Source organism: Nocardia barduliensis (assembly GCF_013315795.1).
Lineage (GTDB): Bacteria > Actinomycetota > Actinomycetes > Mycobacteriales > Mycobacteriaceae > Nocardia > Nocardia barduliensis.
Genome location: NZ_JABLTE010000023.1, coordinates 12825 through 28444 on the forward strand (window position 1 = coordinate 12825; position 15620 = coordinate 28444).

15 protein-coding genes are annotated in these 15620 nt (G+C 63.2%); 10 read left to right on the top strand and 5 right to left on the bottom strand.

Annotated features, from left to right (window positions below; all coding sequences use genetic code 11):
- Positions 1-176: 176 nt before the first annotated feature.
- Both HOV91_RS12520 and HOV91_RS12525 read right to left on the bottom strand, forming a co-directional pair.
- The gene (locus HOV91_RS12520) at positions 177-977 is read right to left on the bottom strand and encodes a hypothetical protein (RefSeq protein WP_174185545.1); all 801 of its coding nucleotides are present in this window, start codon (positions 975-977) and stop codon (positions 177-179) included.
- A gap of 99 nt (positions 978-1076) precedes the next feature.
- Positions 1077-1613 (bottom strand): lipoprotein LpqH, encoded by a 537-nt coding sequence (locus HOV91_RS12525; protein WP_174185546.1) that lies wholly within the window; start codon positions 1611-1613, stop codon positions 1077-1079.
- 578 nt (positions 1614-2191) lie between these two features.
- Between HOV91_RS12525 and HOV91_RS12530 the strand changes: the two genes are divergently transcribed.
- Positions 2192-2701, top strand: coding sequence for a hypothetical protein (locus tag HOV91_RS12530; protein ID WP_174185547.1), 510 nt, complete (start codon positions 2192-2194; stop codon positions 2699-2701).
- 115 nt (positions 2702-2816) lie between these two features.
- Here the strand turns inward: HOV91_RS12530 and HOV91_RS12535 are convergent, their stop codons facing one another.
- Both HOV91_RS12535 and HOV91_RS12540 read right to left on the bottom strand, forming a co-directional pair.
- Positions 2817-4997, bottom strand: a complete 2181-nt coding sequence (locus tag HOV91_RS12535; RefSeq protein WP_246350026.1) for a putative bifunctional diguanylate cyclase/phosphodiesterase — start codon at positions 4995-4997, stop codon at positions 2817-2819.
- The gene (locus tag HOV91_RS12540; RefSeq protein WP_174185548.1) at positions 4994-5827 is read right to left on the bottom strand and encodes an RNA polymerase sigma factor; all 834 of its coding nucleotides are present in this window, start codon (positions 5825-5827) and stop codon (positions 4994-4996) included. The genes HOV91_RS12535 and HOV91_RS12540 overlap by 4 nt, the downstream gene beginning before the upstream one ends.
- A gap of 183 nt (positions 5828-6010) precedes the next feature.
- On the opposite strand from HOV91_RS12540, the gene HOV91_RS12545 reads away from it, so the two are divergent.
- The 8 genes from HOV91_RS12545 (at position 6011) to HOV91_RS12580 (ending at position 14367) form a co-directional block, all read left to right on the top strand.
- Entirely contained in the window at positions 6011-6244 is a 234-nt protein-coding gene (locus HOV91_RS12545) for a hypothetical protein (protein ID WP_174185549.1), read from the top strand.
- 88 nt (positions 6245-6332) lie between these two features.
- The gene (locus HOV91_RS12550) at positions 6333-6641 is read left to right on the top strand and encodes a hypothetical protein (protein ID WP_174185550.1); all 309 of its coding nucleotides are present in this window, start codon (positions 6333-6335) and stop codon (positions 6639-6641) included.
- 986 nt (positions 6642-7627) lie between these two features.
- Positions 7628-8581: a SagB/ThcOx family dehydrogenase gene (locus HOV91_RS12555; RefSeq protein ID WP_174185551.1), complete on the top strand. Its 954-nt coding sequence runs from the start codon at positions 7628-7630 to the stop codon at positions 8579-8581.
- Positions 8571-9803: an MFS transporter gene (locus HOV91_RS12560; protein WP_174185552.1), complete on the top strand. Its 1233-nt coding sequence runs from the start codon at positions 8571-8573 to the stop codon at positions 9801-9803. The genes HOV91_RS12555 and HOV91_RS12560 overlap by 11 nt, the downstream gene beginning before the upstream one ends.
- A complete protein-coding gene (locus HOV91_RS12565) occupies positions 9781-10539 on the top strand; it encodes a class I SAM-dependent methyltransferase (RefSeq protein ID WP_174185553.1) in 759 nt (252 codons plus the stop codon). Before HOV91_RS12560 ends, HOV91_RS12565 begins: the two co-directional genes overlap by 23 nt.
- Entirely contained in the window at positions 10536-11234 is a 699-nt protein-coding gene (locus tag HOV91_RS12570; protein ID WP_174185554.1) for a hypothetical protein, read from the top strand. Before HOV91_RS12565 ends, HOV91_RS12570 begins: the two co-directional genes overlap by 4 nt.
- Positions 11235-11702: 468 nt before the next feature.
- On the top strand, positions 11703-12488 hold the full coding sequence (locus HOV91_RS12575) for an arylamine N-acetyltransferase family protein (protein ID WP_174185555.1): 786 nt from the start codon (positions 11703-11705) through the stop codon (positions 12486-12488).
- A 475-nt stretch (positions 12489-12963) separates the two neighbouring features.
- The gene (locus HOV91_RS12580) at positions 12964-14367 is read left to right on the top strand and encodes an MFS transporter (RefSeq protein WP_312884578.1); all 1404 of its coding nucleotides are present in this window, start codon (positions 12964-12966) and stop codon (positions 14365-14367) included.
- Positions 14368-14528: 161 nt separating this feature from the next.
- Here the strand turns inward: HOV91_RS12580 and HOV91_RS12585 are convergent, their stop codons facing one another.
- Complete coding sequence (locus tag HOV91_RS12585; RefSeq protein WP_174185556.1) at positions 14529-14876, bottom strand: DoxX family protein; 348 nt, start codon at positions 14874-14876, stop codon at positions 14529-14531.
- A 279-nt stretch (positions 14877-15155) separates the two neighbouring features.
- Here HOV91_RS12585 and HOV91_RS12590 point away from each other — a divergent pair, with 279 nt between their 5' ends.
- A complete protein-coding gene (locus tag HOV91_RS12590; protein ID WP_174185557.1) occupies positions 15156-15605 on the top strand; it encodes a DoxX family protein in 450 nt (149 codons plus the stop codon).
- The last annotated feature ends 15 nt before the right edge of the window (positions 15606-15620 follow it).

The following is a 15620-nucleotide window of genomic DNA, read 5'->3' on the forward strand; positions in this document are numbered from 1 at the left end:
ACAAAGTGAACAGCCGCCCAATTAGGTAACCCTCAGATTGCCGGGCCACCGGACCTGGGAACGACGAATGCCGCGCCGACTCGATGATCTCGAATCGACGCGGCATTCGGCTGTCCAGGTGGCTGCCTCGTTTCCGATCGGCCCGGCGCGGATCTCGTCCGCGTCCGGCTCGCCCATCAGGCGTTGACCGGAAGGGCGATGACGACCTCGCTCTCGTTCTCGGGCAGGTAGTGCGCCCGCAGCACGCGGCCCACCTGCACTTGGCCGACGCTGGCGGGTGCGAGGAACTTCGTCACCCGGGTGGTGAAGGAGGATCCGTCCGGCCGGGTGACCACCAGGCCGAGTTCGACCTCGGAGTGCCCCTCGCGGATCGTGCCGGTGACCGACAGCGACTGCACCACCGCCTGGGTGGCGATGCCGCGCTCGGCGATGTCGAGCTTGTGGCGGGTGGTCATGCCCTTGCGGATGAGGGACTCGTTCATCGCGTGCTGCGCGGCGTTCGCGTCACCGGACAGGTCGACCTCGACCTTGTCGGTCCGGCCGGGCAGGTAGCGCACCGGAAGCACCACCCCGGCGCGCAGCAGGGCCAGTTCGGTGAACGGCACGATCATCTTCGCGGAGGAGTGGAAGATCTTGCCGTCCGCGCCTTCGACGCTGAACTCGATGCGCACCTGCGGCTGGTCGTTGACGGTGACGCCGGTCTGCCGCACCGAGCGGACCGTGCCGAGGCCGGTGAGGCCTGCACGGAACTCCGCGCTGTTGCGGCCGGTCAATGCGCTCATGATGCCTTCCCCCGTGAAGGCGAAGACCATGACGACCAGGGTGACCGCGAGAATCGGCAGCGCCATCTCGATGCCGAGCCAGCCCATTCCGGAGGGCTCCCATTCGCTGGTGGGGACGTAGGTTACGGCGCGGTAGACATAGAGGCCGATCGCCGCGGCGGCGATGGCGAGGGTGGCGAGACGGATCTTGTTCATGACATTTCCTTTTCGGTGCGAAGTTTCGGGATTCGCCGCGCCCCGTCATCCCGGCGGTTCGGCCGGGATGACGGGGGCGGATCGGGGGACATGCGGCGATCAGGCGCCGACGATGGACGAGCAGGCGAAGGTGATGTCGAACTTCGACGTCTTCGGTCCGGCCAGCGGGTTGGTCAGGTCGGGGGCGCTCACACCCTCGCCGGTGACCTTGTAGGTGTTGCCGTCCTTGACGACGGTCGCGGAGCCGCCCGGCATGCCGTTGCCGAAGCCGACCGCGTAGGGCAGGCCGTTGTCGCCGCCCTTGCTGCCCGCGATCCCGACCGCCTGCACGGTGTTCGCATCGGTGATGGTCGCGCTCACCGAGAGGTTGCCGTAGGCGGCGTTCTCGGTGTCGGTCAGCGCGAGCGCCAGGGTGCCGCCCTGCTTGGCGCAGGTGGTGGTGAACTTCGCGTCGAAGACCTTGCCGTCGACCGAGGCGATCGACTTGCCCGCCGGGGCGGCCGGGCCGGGCTGCGCCGAGGACGGCGCGGGCGCGGCCGGGGAGCTGCCCTTGCTGTCACCGCACCCGGTGAGCACGCCCACGGCGGCGGTGGCGGCGAAAGCGGCGGCGGCGATGCGGAGCGAAGTGGTGTTCATGGTCTGTCCTTGTCGTTCGCGGGGCGGCGCCCCTGGTCCTGTTTCCCCGGCCCTTCGTGTGGGGCCGATGAGAAAAAGGTAGGAACGATTCGCGCCCTACCGATCCCAGGTTTTCCGCGTTTACGCAGGTAAGGGACGTGCGACTCGACGCGATCGGGACCGGCGGCGGTTCTAGGACGCAACGGCACTTGCCGTTCACAGGCCGGAATTAACGATGCGCGACCATCGGCCGCGGTGCGACGTAGCCTGAACAGGTGCGGGAACACGAGCAGCGACCGGCGCGACCTGCGACCCGAGGGAGCGAACGCCGAGCTGATCCGGAACAGGTGCTCATGCTGGCGCTACAACGCTCTGCCGGTAACATCGCCGTCGCAAATCTTCTGCGGCAAAACGAATTCGACCTCCAGCGCCAACAGCATCGGCCGTCGGCGCCGGCGGCCGACGCGGGGGCGCAAGCTCCGCACGGGCCTTCGGCATCCGAACGTCGAGGGGTCAGTATCTACATCATCACGGCTGGTGACCAGGTGTCCCCGGGGTTCCGAGGGACCGCACGACGAGATCCTTCGCGCCCGAGGACGATGACGGAGATGTTCCGCTTGCGCGCACAGACCGCGGGCGCCGATTACATCATCGCGGCGTCGAGCGTCGCCGACGCGCAGGCACAGCTTCGGCAGATAGCACAACAGCTTTCCGCGACGCACCGACGGGTCGCGACGCTCGCCTTCGCGGGCCACGGCGCCGGCGCCAACGGCGATTTCCTCATCGCCGTGGCCGGATCACCCGCGCATCCGAGTCGTGAACTGATCGATGATTCGAATTTCGCGAATCTGGTTGCGCCGCTGTTCGAGGCCGGTGACTTGCTCGACTCCGCGGTGCAGGTCCGGTTGGAGGGCTGTTGGACCGAGAACGGCCCGCTTCCACGCGCGATAGATCGGGCGTTCGCACAGCAACGTGTATCCGCTACCGTGTCCGGCTTCGCTGGCGCGGCAGAGTTTACCTGGAGTCCTCCCGCCCCGGGGGCACGCCGACCACGGCGTGGACCGGCCGGCACGGTTACTGTCACCGGCACGTCGCTGAACGACCTCTGATCCGCGCGGATTGCCTGCTCACCTCGCTGCTCGAACTTATGGCTACCGCATCCAGGGCCGACGAGACAGAAACGCTCCTGGAATGGGTTCAGACCCAGTTGAACCCGCCACGTGCCTATGGCGTTGCAGGTCCGGTGAAGCCGGTCCCCGGCGTCCGCGTCCGCGAGCTCGGGCCACTCCAGCGGTCAGGTGTCGTTCTGCCACAGGAAATTGCCTCATGGGATCGCTCGAGGCTGAGTGGAATCTCCCCGGCAGCCAAGTGAGCCTCGACCTCATCGGCAGGCAGGGGGTGTGCGATGAGGAAGCCTTGGGCGCGGTGGCACCCCAGCCCGAGCAGTGTGCGTGCGGCCGCGGCGGTTTCGACTCCTTCTGCTACGACTTCGAGGTCGAACGCCTGGCCCAGTCCGATGATGGACTCGACGATGGCGCGGTTGTCGATGCTTTGGTTGAGAATCCTGACGAAGCTGCGGTCGATCTTGACCGTGTTCACGCGCAGTGACTTCAGGTGCGACAGGGTGTTGTATCCGGTGCCGAAGTCGTCGATCGCGATCTGCACCCTCAGGCGGGTGAGTGCCTCCAAAGTCATCTGAGTGCGGGGCAGGTCCTGAACGGCCACGTTTTCGGTGATCTCGAAGCACACCGAGTTGCCTGGAATGCCGTACCGGAGTAGCGCGGTCTCTACCTTTTCCACGAAGTTCGCGCCGATCAGCTGCCTCGGGGAGACATTGATTCGCATTACCACGTCCGCGGCGAGCCGACGACGGCGCCAGTCGGCGAACTGGGCGCAGGCGGTACGGATCACCCAATCACCGAGGTCACTAGCGAGGTTGGTTGCTTCTGCGATGCCGACGAACGTGTCCGGTGCCAGTAGGCCGCGTGTGGGATGCTGCCAGCGCACCAACGCCTCCACGGCGAGCACGCGGCCGGTGCGCAGGTCGACTTCGGGCTGGTAGTGCAAGACCAGGGAGTCGTCGGAGACCGCGCTGGGCAGGTTGAGCGCCACGTCGTCGCGGAGGTCGAACTGCATGAAGATGTTGTCGGTGAAGACAGCGACTCCATTGCCGTCCTGTGTTCTTGCTGCCCGCAGCGCCTGATCAGCTCGGCGCAGCACGTCTGCGGCGACCTCACCGGGGATACCGACGGCGACACCGACACTGACTCCGCAGCCGATGGATCGACCATTGACGGTGATCCCGCCGGCCAGTGCTTGCCGGAGTCCTGACGCGATGAATTCGGCGGTACAAGTGTCCATAGGCTTCGCCGGCACGATGACGAACTCGTCGCCGTCGAACCGGGCGATCATGTCACTGCGCTCCAGAGTTTCCTTCAGCCGTCCTGCGATGACACGCAGGACGTTGTCGCCAGCCGTGCGCCCGAGGTGGTTGTTGACTGTTTTCAACCTGTCCAAGCCCACGCAGAGTGTTGCAACCGGTCCAGGCCGGCCGGGCCGTAGCCGCTGCTCCATGTGTCTCCACAGGGCGTGATGGTTGGGCAGACCGGTGAGGTCGTCGTGCATGGTGACGTACTGCGTCGTTGTTTCGGCGTCGATCCGTGCTTGCAGTTGGGCCAGAAGTGAGGCGATCACCATGAGCGCGGCCAGTTGCTGGTCGCTCCAGGCCCAGGCGCCGTGCGTGAGGAAACCCAGGAAGCCGACCGACTCACCTCGCGCGATCAGCGGCACCACGGCGGTGGTCACCTGCTGATCGGCGTAGGAGTCGGCGTGGATGATAGTCGGCTCGGTCACGTTCTCGACCGCATGGAATGGAGAGTAGGGCTGATCGAAGTACACGACGTTGAGCGGATCCGGATCCGGTGCTGATCGATGCGGCCACTCGGCCACCAGCACGGTCGCACGACGATCGCGGTCGATGCGCCGCAGGTAACCGAATTCGAAATCCAATTGCTCGATCAGACGGGCGAGGACGCGTTCCGTGGCGGGCACCATGGTGGCGTGGTCTACGGCCGTGAGTTCGGTCGCGATCTGCGTGATCAGCGATTCGAGTGCCCCCGGTGAGACAGGGTGCTCGACAAGATCAGCGGATGCGGGCAGTGCTGAGCCGCCGCCGGGACGCGGCGTCGAACTCTGACGCTCGGAACCGGCACGCTCCTCCGTCGCGAACTCTGTATCAGTGTCCTGGGGTTGCTGGTCGAGCAGTTCGCGGATTCGGTCGATCTGGTGGCGAGCAGCCCGGCGCCGTAACAGTCGAGGCTCTTGTTCCCCGAGCGAGGACTGTTCGATCAGGGCCTGGGCGTAGGCCGTTAGACCTGCCGCAGTGGTGAGGTCGTGTTGGTTCATCGCTCGCTCCTCAGGACTAGACGAGCGTCTCGGCGGACTCGATGTAGGCGGCGTTCGACCGCCTTGGGGGTCAGCTCGAGGCTCGGGAAAAGGTTTGCGATCTCGGCGTGGGTGTAGCCATCAGCGACCGCCCGGACGATGATCTGGTCAGGTGCTGTCAATGTCGCGAGATAGTCAGTGATCATCAACCGATCGGTGGCTGCCGCGATGGGGTCGGCAGGCGGCCGGAACATTCCCGGTCTGCCCGTCTCCAAAAGCTCGTTGATGTCGTTGTACTCGGCGGGGACGGGCTGATTGGTGCGCCGCCACCGCAAATCTCCCTCGAGGACGCGTGGAAATTCGAAGAGGCAGGCAGTGACGAAGTAGGTCCGTAGCTGCGCTCCGTGACAGGGGTCCCAGCCCCTTCCCGCACGCATGGACTCCCGAAACTTCGTCAGCGCGCCGACCACGGTGTGGGCGATGATCTCTTGTCTGTATTCCCGGTTCACGGTCAGCACTGCCCGCTCGGTGGTACCGACCTTCAAGCCGATCGTCTTTTCTTCGAGCTTGCTGTAGATCTCCCCGCTCCAGATCCACGGATCCAGAACCTGAGTGGCGTACTCGGACAGCGCGACGATCACCGTCTCCCAGACCGGTCCTTGGACACCTTGCGCGCGAAGCAGCGCGAATAACTTCCGCTCGGCAGCAGCCTGCGCTCCGGCGGCCTGCTCTACCGGTCCGGGAGGCTGACTCGTGAAATCCCGATTCCCCTCGTGGTCGCGTTGGTGTTCTTCGAATGGGCCGAGATCACCTTGATGCTGGGGTACAGCCTGTGAGCTCGATGTACCCATGTTTCCTCCTCACGCGCACGCCACTCCCCGCTTGAGCACCGGTAGCTACTTCCGCCGGGGCACAGATCGCGCACCGGTCGTTGGGGGTTATAGGACGGCTCGAACTCCATCCCCCACGCAGCCGAAAAGTGCGCGAGCACCACCATGTTGGGGGATCACGCACCGCCAGCCCTAATAGATCCGGTGAGTACACGAACCGGAAAGGACTTCCTCATGCCGATCGACCAGCGCCGGGCCACCTCCAGGGCCACTACGATGCTCGACCTGGCGGCGCTGACGCTGATCCTCACAGCCGTGGTCGCGATCGTCGCCCTCAGCAACACCCCGTCCGCAGTCCTGGCAGCGGCAGGCGCAACCACCGCGCTGTGCTACCGAGCCTGGCGCGGGCGCCACATCGATAGCAATCATCGTCAGTAAGCCCACGTGCTCGATACGAGCCGAGTGCTTGGTGGTTCGGGCGCTGCCACATCCGCAGCGCCCGAGCACCCACCCTCGAGAGCAGACCATGATCGAAGCGGTTGGCGCGACCGATTTGAACGCCCTCCACCCGCCGGTGGGCGATCAACGCGAGAATCTCGTGTCGGCTGATGTGTCGTCGGTGGCAGCCTCGACGGTTACTCATTCGGAGACCAGTTCGTCGATGCTGGAGTCGGCGGCCTCCGCATGGGCCGGTGCGCCGCTGCTCGATCGACAGCGGGATACGCAGTTGGACGGTACGAGCGACGATCAGCTCGCCGGGCTGCTCAGACGCTTCTCCTCGACCGACCCGGTGTCGGGTCTGGTGTCGAACAAGATCAGTCTATGTCGGATGTGACACGGCAGCGCATAGCTCGGCACGTTCGCAAGTCGCGCCTGTCGGTCCGAACCTTCGCCATTCCGTCCGATCAGGACAGAGTTTTGCGGAAGGCCTTCGAAGTGGCCAGCCCGCCGGCGGCGTTATCGGCCCGATCGGGTCGTGTATGTGAGCACGCGGTGCAGAGTTTGACGTCGCAGCGCGGCAATCGGTTCCATCGAGTTCGGTGGCGGCCGCGCGGAGGTCCGGCCCTAGAAGGTCAGCTGTGAGCTCCGAGGTTTGCACGCAAACCTAGCTGGTAGCGGTCCGGCGATGGGAGCTGAGCGCAGCGTTCACCGTCCACGGGGTCGGCTGCTGTCTGACGTCGAAGCTGGTCAGCGGCAGTGGGCATGGCGAGAACGTATTCCGATACATGGCTCTGCTGCCACGCGCGTCGGGAATCACGGCCGCACCGAATGGGCAGCAGCGCTCCCGAAGCTAACGATTAGTTTATCCACCACCACAACATAGAGAGTGATCTATATCACATTTCCTTCTGCAGTGAAACCAATCAATGATCAAATGCGTCGCTGGATTCCCCGAAGGTAATGTCGTTGCCTCGTGAAACTTGTTGTGCTTAACTGACGACGGGGGCAACAAGGCTCCCTGACCAGGGGGCGGCGCAGCCTCCTTGTCGCCGGAAATAAAAAGGGGGATCTCCAAATGGAGTCCACGCAGAACCTGTCCGAAATGATCTCCGACCTGGTCATGGAACTGCCGCAGGAGGGCACCGCGCTCCTCTGTTTCGACCAGGTCCCCGCAGCCGAGGTCTAGCCGAGTAGGCAGGCGGGCTTCCGGCGCTCCCGGGGTCGCCGGAAGCCTTTCTCTCCGGGGAGGGACCAGACATTCTAAAACTCAAATATCCTGTCACAATCACTTTCACAGAGGGGCTGGCCGTACTCAGTAGTCCGCACTCGAAGCAGCGTGCAGCCATTCGCGACGAAGCGCTTACACTACTGGCCCGCGACATGAACGCGTCAGATGGTTCCCGCCAGCCGTTGATGGAGTATCTTCGCAAATTCGACCTGACTGACGAAGCTGTCAACCAGACGGACATACCGGAGGTGTGGAAGGTATGGGGAAATGCGGCGTGGGCGTTCCATACCGCAACCAAGGACGCTCCCTTCATCTCTCCGACCAAGAACTCTGGGCAGCAGCTCACGCAGTACTTCGAAGATCTCGCGCAACGCAAACCCCCTCCTTCGCCCACGACGACGACAGTGACCGGCGACGAACTCTTCCTGCCGCGCCTGACTCCAGCCGAAACAGAGCCGTATTTCCGGGTCGTCGAGAGCAGGCGCACACATCGCAGCTTTCGCTCCGACACTTTGAGCATTTCGACATTCTCGATGCTACTGCAGAAGACTTTCGGCCCGTTTTGGTTCTCCTATGCGAAAGAGATGGGCACTCTACAGTTGCGAGGAGCCGCAAGTGGAGGCGCCCGCCAGGACGTGGTGCCGTACTTCCTCGTCCGAAAGGTAACAGGTATTCCCGAGGGAATGTATGAGTACGACGATTTGCTGCATGCACTTCGACCTCACTCGAAAGTGATCGCCGAAGAACAACTCGATGAGCTGATCTATTATCAGGACATCACACACAACGCGGCGTTCGTGACTTTCCTGACCTCTGACGTTCGTAGGTTGCACTGGAAGTACCCTCACCCCCGGGCGATGCGGGTTCTCTATCAGAATTCTGGTTGTGTCGCGCAGTTGTTCTCGATGAACGCGACAGCTCTCGGTATGGGCGCGTCGATGACGGGCGCATTCTGCGACACGCTGCTGACCGAAGCACTCGATATAGATCCGGACAATCAGTTTCCGACATTTATCATGGCCTGCGGTCGCCCCCGGCTTCGCGACGACCAGTTGCCCACCCGCCACAGTCATTTCGAAGGAGAACCACCGGCCGATGTCGAGTGATGAGAGTGGACTCAGGGCTGTCTACCTGGGGCAAGCAGCGATCTCCTGCACGGGGTACGTGTCGACCATCGCGTTGACGTACGTGCTGATCGCGCGGGCACCGAGCTACGAGACAGTCGGCGTCGCTCTTGCCGCGTGTGCCGCAGCCACCTTCTGCGGCACTCTCCTCGCTCCCCGTGCTGTCCGTACATTCGGCGCCCTACACACGCTGCAGTACACAGCGCTGGGCGGTGCGCTGTGCCAGATGGCTGCGTGGTGGTCCTTCGCAAACGACCTCATGCTGGCGGGGGTAGCAGCCTCCGCGGTGTCCTGCGCAGCGCTTGCACCAACCGCGCCGGCCGCGGCATCACAGATCAAGGCTGTGGTGTCGTCAGCGGAAATTCGTAGTGCGATCGGCAAACTCAGGACCGTTCGCAATGTCGCTATTGTCGCGGGCCTGCTGGCCGGAAGCCTCGCCATGCGCGTCTCCAGCCCGCTGGCCCTTCTTTGGGTCGACGCGGCGTTCAAAGCCGCAGCGTTCGCGGTGTACTGCGTGGGCACCCGCGTCAGGTCCACGACCGCAGGCGGCCCCCGACCACAGCAGACCGGAACGATCCCCCAAGGACTCGCGCTGCTCGCACAGACTCGCTGGCTTCTCCTTTCTGCAGCGCTAGAGGTGTTCTTCCAGCTGTGTTGGGGGGCGGCGATCCAGATCAACGGCCCAGCGGTATACCAATCGCTAGGACAGGCCGAGATCTGGTTGATCATCGCAGCAGCTCCACTGGTGGGCGCGGCACTCGCTGGCGTGTACACCGCACGAGCGTCGGTCGCACCGCGGCTGGTACCGGCCTTGGTTGTCTCGGGCGCGGCCGCTGCTCTACCGCTCGCCATCGCAGCCGGAACACCAATCGTGGTGTGCTTGGCTCTCGGGGTTCTCGGCGGTGCAGTTCTGGAGAACCTCTCTGTCGCGTGGGTCGCCGCGACAGGAATGGTCCTCGACCGCGCAGACTTCACCGCCTTGTTCTCGGCGCAAGTAGCTTTGGGCCTTGCGACCGCCCCGGTCAGCAGGATGTTCGGAGGGCTTCTGCTGGGGATGACGTCGCCTCAGATATCGACAGCCGTGCTGGGACTCGGGGTACTGACGATCCCTGCGCTGGCGCTGATGAGCCGACCGCTGGCCCGCAACGACAAGGAGATCGTACGCAGGTGGAAGGACGAGCATGCAGCAGAAACCGCTGGTTGATCAGCAAGCCATCTGGGATGGCTGGGCAGAGGTCTACGACGAATGGCACGCTCACGAACCAGTGACCGCGCCAGTGGATTTCCTGACGAAGATGGTCTCGCAAACGAACAGCGCACGGATCCTCGAACTGGGAGTCGGGACCGGTCGCGTCGCAGCCGCCCTCGCTGAAGCGACCGCCGTTCCGGTGTTCGGCCTAGACATCTCCGCAGAGATGATCGCCAAGCTTCGCTCCAATTACCCCGACGCCGGCGTTGTCGCCACCCAGGCGGACATGTCCGACGTGCTGCCCTGGCAAGACCTGGACCTCGTCTACGCCGTGTACAGCAGCTTGCTGAACCTCACCACAGCAGCCCAGTTGCGCAGTTGCATCAAGAACGTGGCAGCCGCCCTACAGACCGGCGGCCACTTCGTCACCGAGAACATGTATCCATCCCCGACATCGGTGACATGGTCACCCCGAATGGCCGTCAGATCGGTGTCGGATGACGGAATAATGTTTTCGGCATCGCAGTCCAACTTCCACGAGCAGACGATAACGATGCAGGAAGTCAAAATCTCCACGGACGGACGGGTCCAGATGTACCCGATAAAAATGAGGTACACCACTCCGCCTGAACTGGACCTACTGGCAGAGCTTCACGACTTGCATCTCGTATCGAGATTCGGCGGATTCAATGGCTCAGATTTCACCCGGTCGAGCACCCGCTTCGTATCGGTATACAAGAAGGGAGAATGACCGCGATGAATACGGGGGATAATGAGTTCGGTCGTCGCGGCGACAACGCCCGCCGTACCCATGTCGAGGCCGCATATGAGCGGATTTCCAGATTGGTCGACGAAATCTTCGATATTGACGATGATCCCGAAGGACCTACAGCGAAGATCGCGGTCGAGGTGAGCAAGATAATCACACCGACCCCACTCTTCGACACGCCCTTCATCACAATTCCTAACGCGATTTCAGAAGACTATCGCTGTTCCTTCCTGGCCAACACATTGAATGCCTTCAAGAAAGGCGTCGCACGAAATCAAGACCAATACACCGCGCCCGTGCCGGGACCAGAGCTGGAGACCGTCACCGAAGTGCTCCGTCCACTGCTCACGGAATGCACTGGAACGCAATTTGTCTCGTCGGGATGGGGATCCTATGCCCACTATGCAGGCGACGGCTCACGTTCCCGGGCCCACCTCGACCAACCGCGGTTCGGTGAGGCCACCGCCTTACTTATGCTGGATCACCATCCCCCGTCCGATGCGTCCTCAAACCGGACTTCTCAGACGCGGTTCATCACCCGCGACGGGGTACAATCCGTATCCTCTACACCTGGTAGTGTCATAATTTTCGATGGCCGATTCCTTCCTCATGGACGTACATCGCTCCAATCAGGAGAGGCAATTACATTGGCGCTGATCGGACTGGTACGGGCATGATCGATCCCCGAGATCTCACACATTGGCATTGCTATGCATGGACAGGCCCCGGCGGGGAACTGAGCCAGCGAGCCAAAAGAGACCCCATCATGGGTAGGCAAGAATTCCTCACCTCACGAATTCCAGCGAACATTCTGAGAGATGAGCTGAAAAGAGGGCCGAATGCTGTAACCCAAACATGCACTTCGGCAGAAGACGCGTTCTCCTGGGCTCACACCGAATACCTCAAAATAGAGACGTCTTTGGCGCACCCTCAGATTCTCTTCCCCAGCTTCCAGGATCGAGCCATATATACACTTCCATCACTGAGAAATGCGCGGGACGTGTGCTGGGGATTTTGGACGAAGAACATGGCGTTCGTTTCACTGGTAATCGTGTCCTGCGGTACCGGGACCCTCAGCGCGTCTTGTCCTACCAACAAACGAGCCAATGTCTAGATCAGCGAACTGGCAGCCGTCATGGGTGCCGATGAACGACGACCAGCTGTCGGCGTACCTACGCCGAATCGACTCCGACACCTCGAGTCTGGACAACTGGTTCAGGTCGCACCTGTACTCGATCCCCTTCGTGTCGGTGCCCTGCCAACCTACTGCCTCGTCAACAGATGTGCTGGACTCGATCGCCTACCGCCAAGGAGCCGGAGACTGCTTCTACCACGCAATCGCGCTCGCAGCCGCGCTCTCACACTCCGGATTCACGCTCACCCGCGTCCTCGGACGACCGACACCCCCCGGCTACGAAGACCACATACTGCCCGAGACCCATGCGCTGCTGATAGTCGACAACAAGTATGTCGTGGACACGGGATTCGGGATAGACGGACCACGCGCACCAGTCCCCCTGGACGGTACTGCCGTACATAACACCGCCAGCGGACAGACCTGGTGGATCACGTGCGAATCCACCACGCATTCGATGATGTACGAACGCGACGGACTCCGACGTCCCCTCTACACCTTCACTACCCGCGAAGTCACCCCTGCCGACTACTCTGCAATGGGCTTCTACTCCAGTACCTCACCAGACTCTCCTCTGTCACGATCGCTGATCGTTCAGCAACCCACACCGACTGGCGGCATCCGCATCATCGATACTCGAGTCGAGCACTGGACCCACGGAACACGTGAAGTCTCCATGCTCGACGAATCAGATGAGGCCCGTGCACTTCTCAGTAGGTTAGGAATTGCCAGTTGTGGGTCGGCGGCACCCTCTACAGACAATGTATCGAAGGTTCCAGCCACGCGTGGCGAGTAGCACTGATCGCCGACTCGCCAAGCGGCGAAAGTACCGCCCCGACCATGAGCTCCTTCGTCCTCCCAAGAGGCATAGGGTGGGGTCCGGCGGCCAGCCAGCTGTCGGTCGCGGCGGTGTGGACGGCCCGGCCGACCACCATGCCCGCGACGGCCGCGTAACCCGCCTTCTCGAGCAGCCAGTCCAGAAGCTGTATCGCAGCGTCTGCCCCACCGCCAGCGTGAATCAGCAACTGCCCGTCAGGACTCGCCGGACCGAGTTTCGAGTGCAGCACACCTCGATGCCACACGCTCTACCGATGCGGGGCAGCGCCGGAATGAAGTGACCTTCGCGTCATCTCGACGGTCGGCTCGGGCTCCTGATATTCCGATGGACGGTCGGAAAATGTGATGCATTTCACGTCCGATTTGTCCGATTACCGGTGCTCCCGGGTCAGTGATGATGCCGTCACGTATTCGATCCACGAAACGGAGGGCATGTGACGACGGAGCGAAAAGCCACGTCCTGGACGGAATTTCGCGATTATCTCGGTGTTGTGATCGTGTTGGCGGGCGGAGTGCTCGTCGGTGCGATCAACATCTATCTGGTAGGGAGTTTGTTGCCGAGCGCGGTCGCCGACATCGGCGGCGAACGGCTGTATGCGTGGAGTACGACGGTCTTCTCGGTCGCGCAGGTGGCCGGCACGCTGGCAGTGAGCCGGATGCTGTCTCTGCGCGGCACGGTGGGCTCGTACCTGATCGGATTCGGAGTGTTCGCGACCGGTTCGGGGGTGTGTGCGCTCAGTCCTGTCATGGCGGTGTTCCTGATGGGCCGCGGGGTACAGGGGCTGGGCGCGGGACTGCTCACCGGATTGGGTTTCGCGGCGGTGTATGTGGCACTGCCGCAGTCGCTGTGGGTACGCGGGACCGCATTGATCTCGGCCATGTTCGGCGTCGGCACGATCGTCGGCCCGGCTATGGGGGGATTGTTCGCCCAGTTCGGTGTATGGCGAGCCGCGTTCGTTGTCCTCGCCGTTGCAGGCGTGGCGGCAGCGAGTTTCGCGCCGCGGGTCCTGCCGAAGAGTGACGACCGCCACGCCCCAGCGCCTGTTCCGGTCGTGTCGCTGGTGCTGGTGGTCGGTGCCGCCACGGCGGTGAGTGTGGCCGGGGTCGTCTCGGGTGCCGCGGCAATGACGCTCGCGCTCGCGGTGGCCATCGCGTCCGTGGCCGTTTTCCTGACCTGGGAAAGGCGTGCGCGGCAGCGGATTCTCCCGCTGGCTACGTATCGGTCCGGCAGTTCGTTGCGGTGGGTGTATCTGACGATCGTCGTGCTGTCGGCCGGTGTGGGCGTGGAGATGTTCTTGCCCTTGTTCGCGCAGCGCCTGGCGAGTTTGCCTCCGGTCGTAGCCGGATTCTTCGGTGCCGCCCTGTCTCTGGGCTGGCCGGTCAGTCAGATGCTCGTCGCCCCGGTGCAGCGGGAAGCCACGATCCGGCGACTTCGCGTTGCCGGTCCGCTGCTGCTGGCGATCGGATTCCTGGGAGTGGCGTCGCTGCAACGCGACCATGTCGCTCTGCCGATGGTTCTGGCCTGGTTGCCGCTGCTCTTCCTCGCCGGCGCCGGCATCGGCATTGCCTGGCCACACCTGTCGGTGGCCGCGATGACCAGCGCGCCGGATCCAGAAGAAGGCCAGAAGGCCGCGGCAGCCATAGCGACGATCCTGACCATGTCGACCGCCTTCGGAGCCGCCGTCGCCGGTCTGCTGGTCAACCTCGGTGGATCCGAGCTGGTCGACTCGGCCCGCTACCTACTGGTGGGATTCACCGCCATCGCCGCACTCGGCGTCCTGACCGCTCTTCGCGTGAACCACACGACACACATACCGGAAGACACCACAGCGTTATAGCCCAGCACAACTCGGACCCCCTGAAGGTTCGGCGCGTCGGTTGGTCTCCTCGTCCTCGCCGACGTGCGTAGCTCAGAGCGATTCGATTACCCCGGATAACGTGCTGTTATCCGGGGTATCGCCGGAATCCCACGACCCGGCTCGCGGGGGTGTCGTCTTCCTTACGCGGCGACACCCAGACCCAGCGCGACCGCTACCGGGATCAGGTACAGCATCGGAAACGCCACGGTCTTGTACGAGCGGGCCCGGAGCACGGTGATCACCGCGCCTGCGAAGTACAGGAGCAGGCCGATGGCCGCGGCGGCTCCGATCGCGGGAACGAAGAGGCCGACGATCAGCCCGATTGCGCCTGCGGCCTTGGCCAATCCCAAAGGCGTCCACCACGACTGCGGCACGCCGTATTCCACCAGCGGATCCACCACGAATGCGGCTCGCCGCAGCAGCGAGAACGCCGAGAAGCCGACCCAGGCGGCAGCGGCGATGTTCACGACGACATATGCAGTGTTCATGGCGATCTCCTCGATTTCTTTTCGGTGGTCCGTGTCCGGAGGGGTTCACCTCGATGACGACGCAGCGCACTTGGGTGTGACATCGGAAGTTGTGTGGCGGGCACGGTGCCGGATTGTGCTGGGTACCGAAGTCAGGTGGATGTGTCGTGCGGGGTCGACTTCGATGGTTCAGCAGCCATCCGAAAAAATTTCGCGGACAGCGATGAGTCTTCGGCCGGTGCTCCGTCCTATCTGTTGAACGCGCTACCAACCCGGCGCGACCGACCAGAAGGACCAGAGATGACCATCGCCAACCCCTCCGCCAACCCCTCCGCCGGCTTCTCCGACGACGTCACCGACCGTCCCGGCAAGGTCCGCAACCGCGTCCTGTGGACCCTGCAGATCCTGCTCGGCCTGTTCTTCATCATCGCCTCCGGCGGGCCGAAGCTCGTGATACCGAACACTCTGGTGGACAACGCCCCCGAGAATCTGACCATCCCCTTCGGGCTGCTCATCTTCATCGGAATCGTGGAGGTCGCGGGCGGTATCGGCCTGATGGTGCCGCGGCTCAGCGCCCTCGCTGCCGCGGGTCTGTCCGTTCTCACCGTGCTCGCCGCCGGGACACAGGCTTTCATCGCCGATAAGCCGTTGATGGGGATCTTCCCGCTGGTGCTCGCCGCGATCTTCGCCTGGATCGCCCACGAGCGCCGCGCCACCATCACCGATCTGCGCAACTCGCTGTCGCGATGACAAATCCATGAGCAC

Excerpts from the sequence above, each read along its gene's own strand:
- HOV91_RS12520 (WP_174185545.1), bottom strand. The coding sequence starts at position 977 with ATGAACAAGATCCGTCTCGCCACCCTCGCCATCGCCGCCGCGGCGATC.
- HOV91_RS12525 (WP_174185546.1), bottom strand. The coding sequence starts at position 1,613 with ATGAACACCACTTCGCTCCGCATCGCCGCCGCCGCTTTCGCCGCCACC.
- HOV91_RS12530 (WP_174185547.1), top strand. The coding sequence starts at position 2,192 with ATGACGGAGATGTTCCGCTTGCGCGCACAGACCGCGGGCGCCGATTAC.
- HOV91_RS12535 (WP_246350026.1), bottom strand. The coding sequence starts at position 4,997 with ATGAACCAACACGACCTCACCACTGCGGCAGGTCTAACGGCCTACGCC.
- HOV91_RS12540 (WP_174185548.1), bottom strand. The coding sequence starts at position 5,827 with ATGGGTACATCGAGCTCACAGGCTGTACCCCAGCATCAAGGTGATCTC.
- HOV91_RS12550 (WP_174185550.1), top strand. The coding sequence starts at position 6,333 with ATGATCGAAGCGGTTGGCGCGACCGATTTGAACGCCCTCCACCCGCCG.
- HOV91_RS12555 (WP_174185551.1), top strand. The coding sequence starts at position 7,628 with ATGAACGCGTCAGATGGTTCCCGCCAGCCGTTGATGGAGTATCTTCGC.
- HOV91_RS12560 (WP_174185552.1), top strand. The coding sequence starts at position 8,571 with ATGTCGAGTGATGAGAGTGGACTCAGGGCTGTCTACCTGGGGCAAGCA.
- HOV91_RS12565 (WP_174185553.1), top strand. The coding sequence starts at position 9,781 with ATGCAGCAGAAACCGCTGGTTGATCAGCAAGCCATCTGGGATGGCTGG.
- HOV91_RS12570 (WP_174185554.1), top strand. The coding sequence starts at position 10,536 with ATGACCGCGATGAATACGGGGGATAATGAGTTCGGTCGTCGCGGCGAC.
- HOV91_RS12575 (WP_174185555.1), top strand. The coding sequence starts at position 11,703 with ATGAACGACGACCAGCTGTCGGCGTACCTACGCCGAATCGACTCCGAC.
- HOV91_RS12585 (WP_174185556.1), bottom strand. The coding sequence starts at position 14,876 with ATGAACACTGCATATGTCGTCGTGAACATCGCCGCTGCCGCCTGGGTC.
- HOV91_RS12590 (WP_174185557.1), top strand. The coding sequence starts at position 15,156 with ATGACCATCGCCAACCCCTCCGCCAACCCCTCCGCCGGCTTCTCCGAC.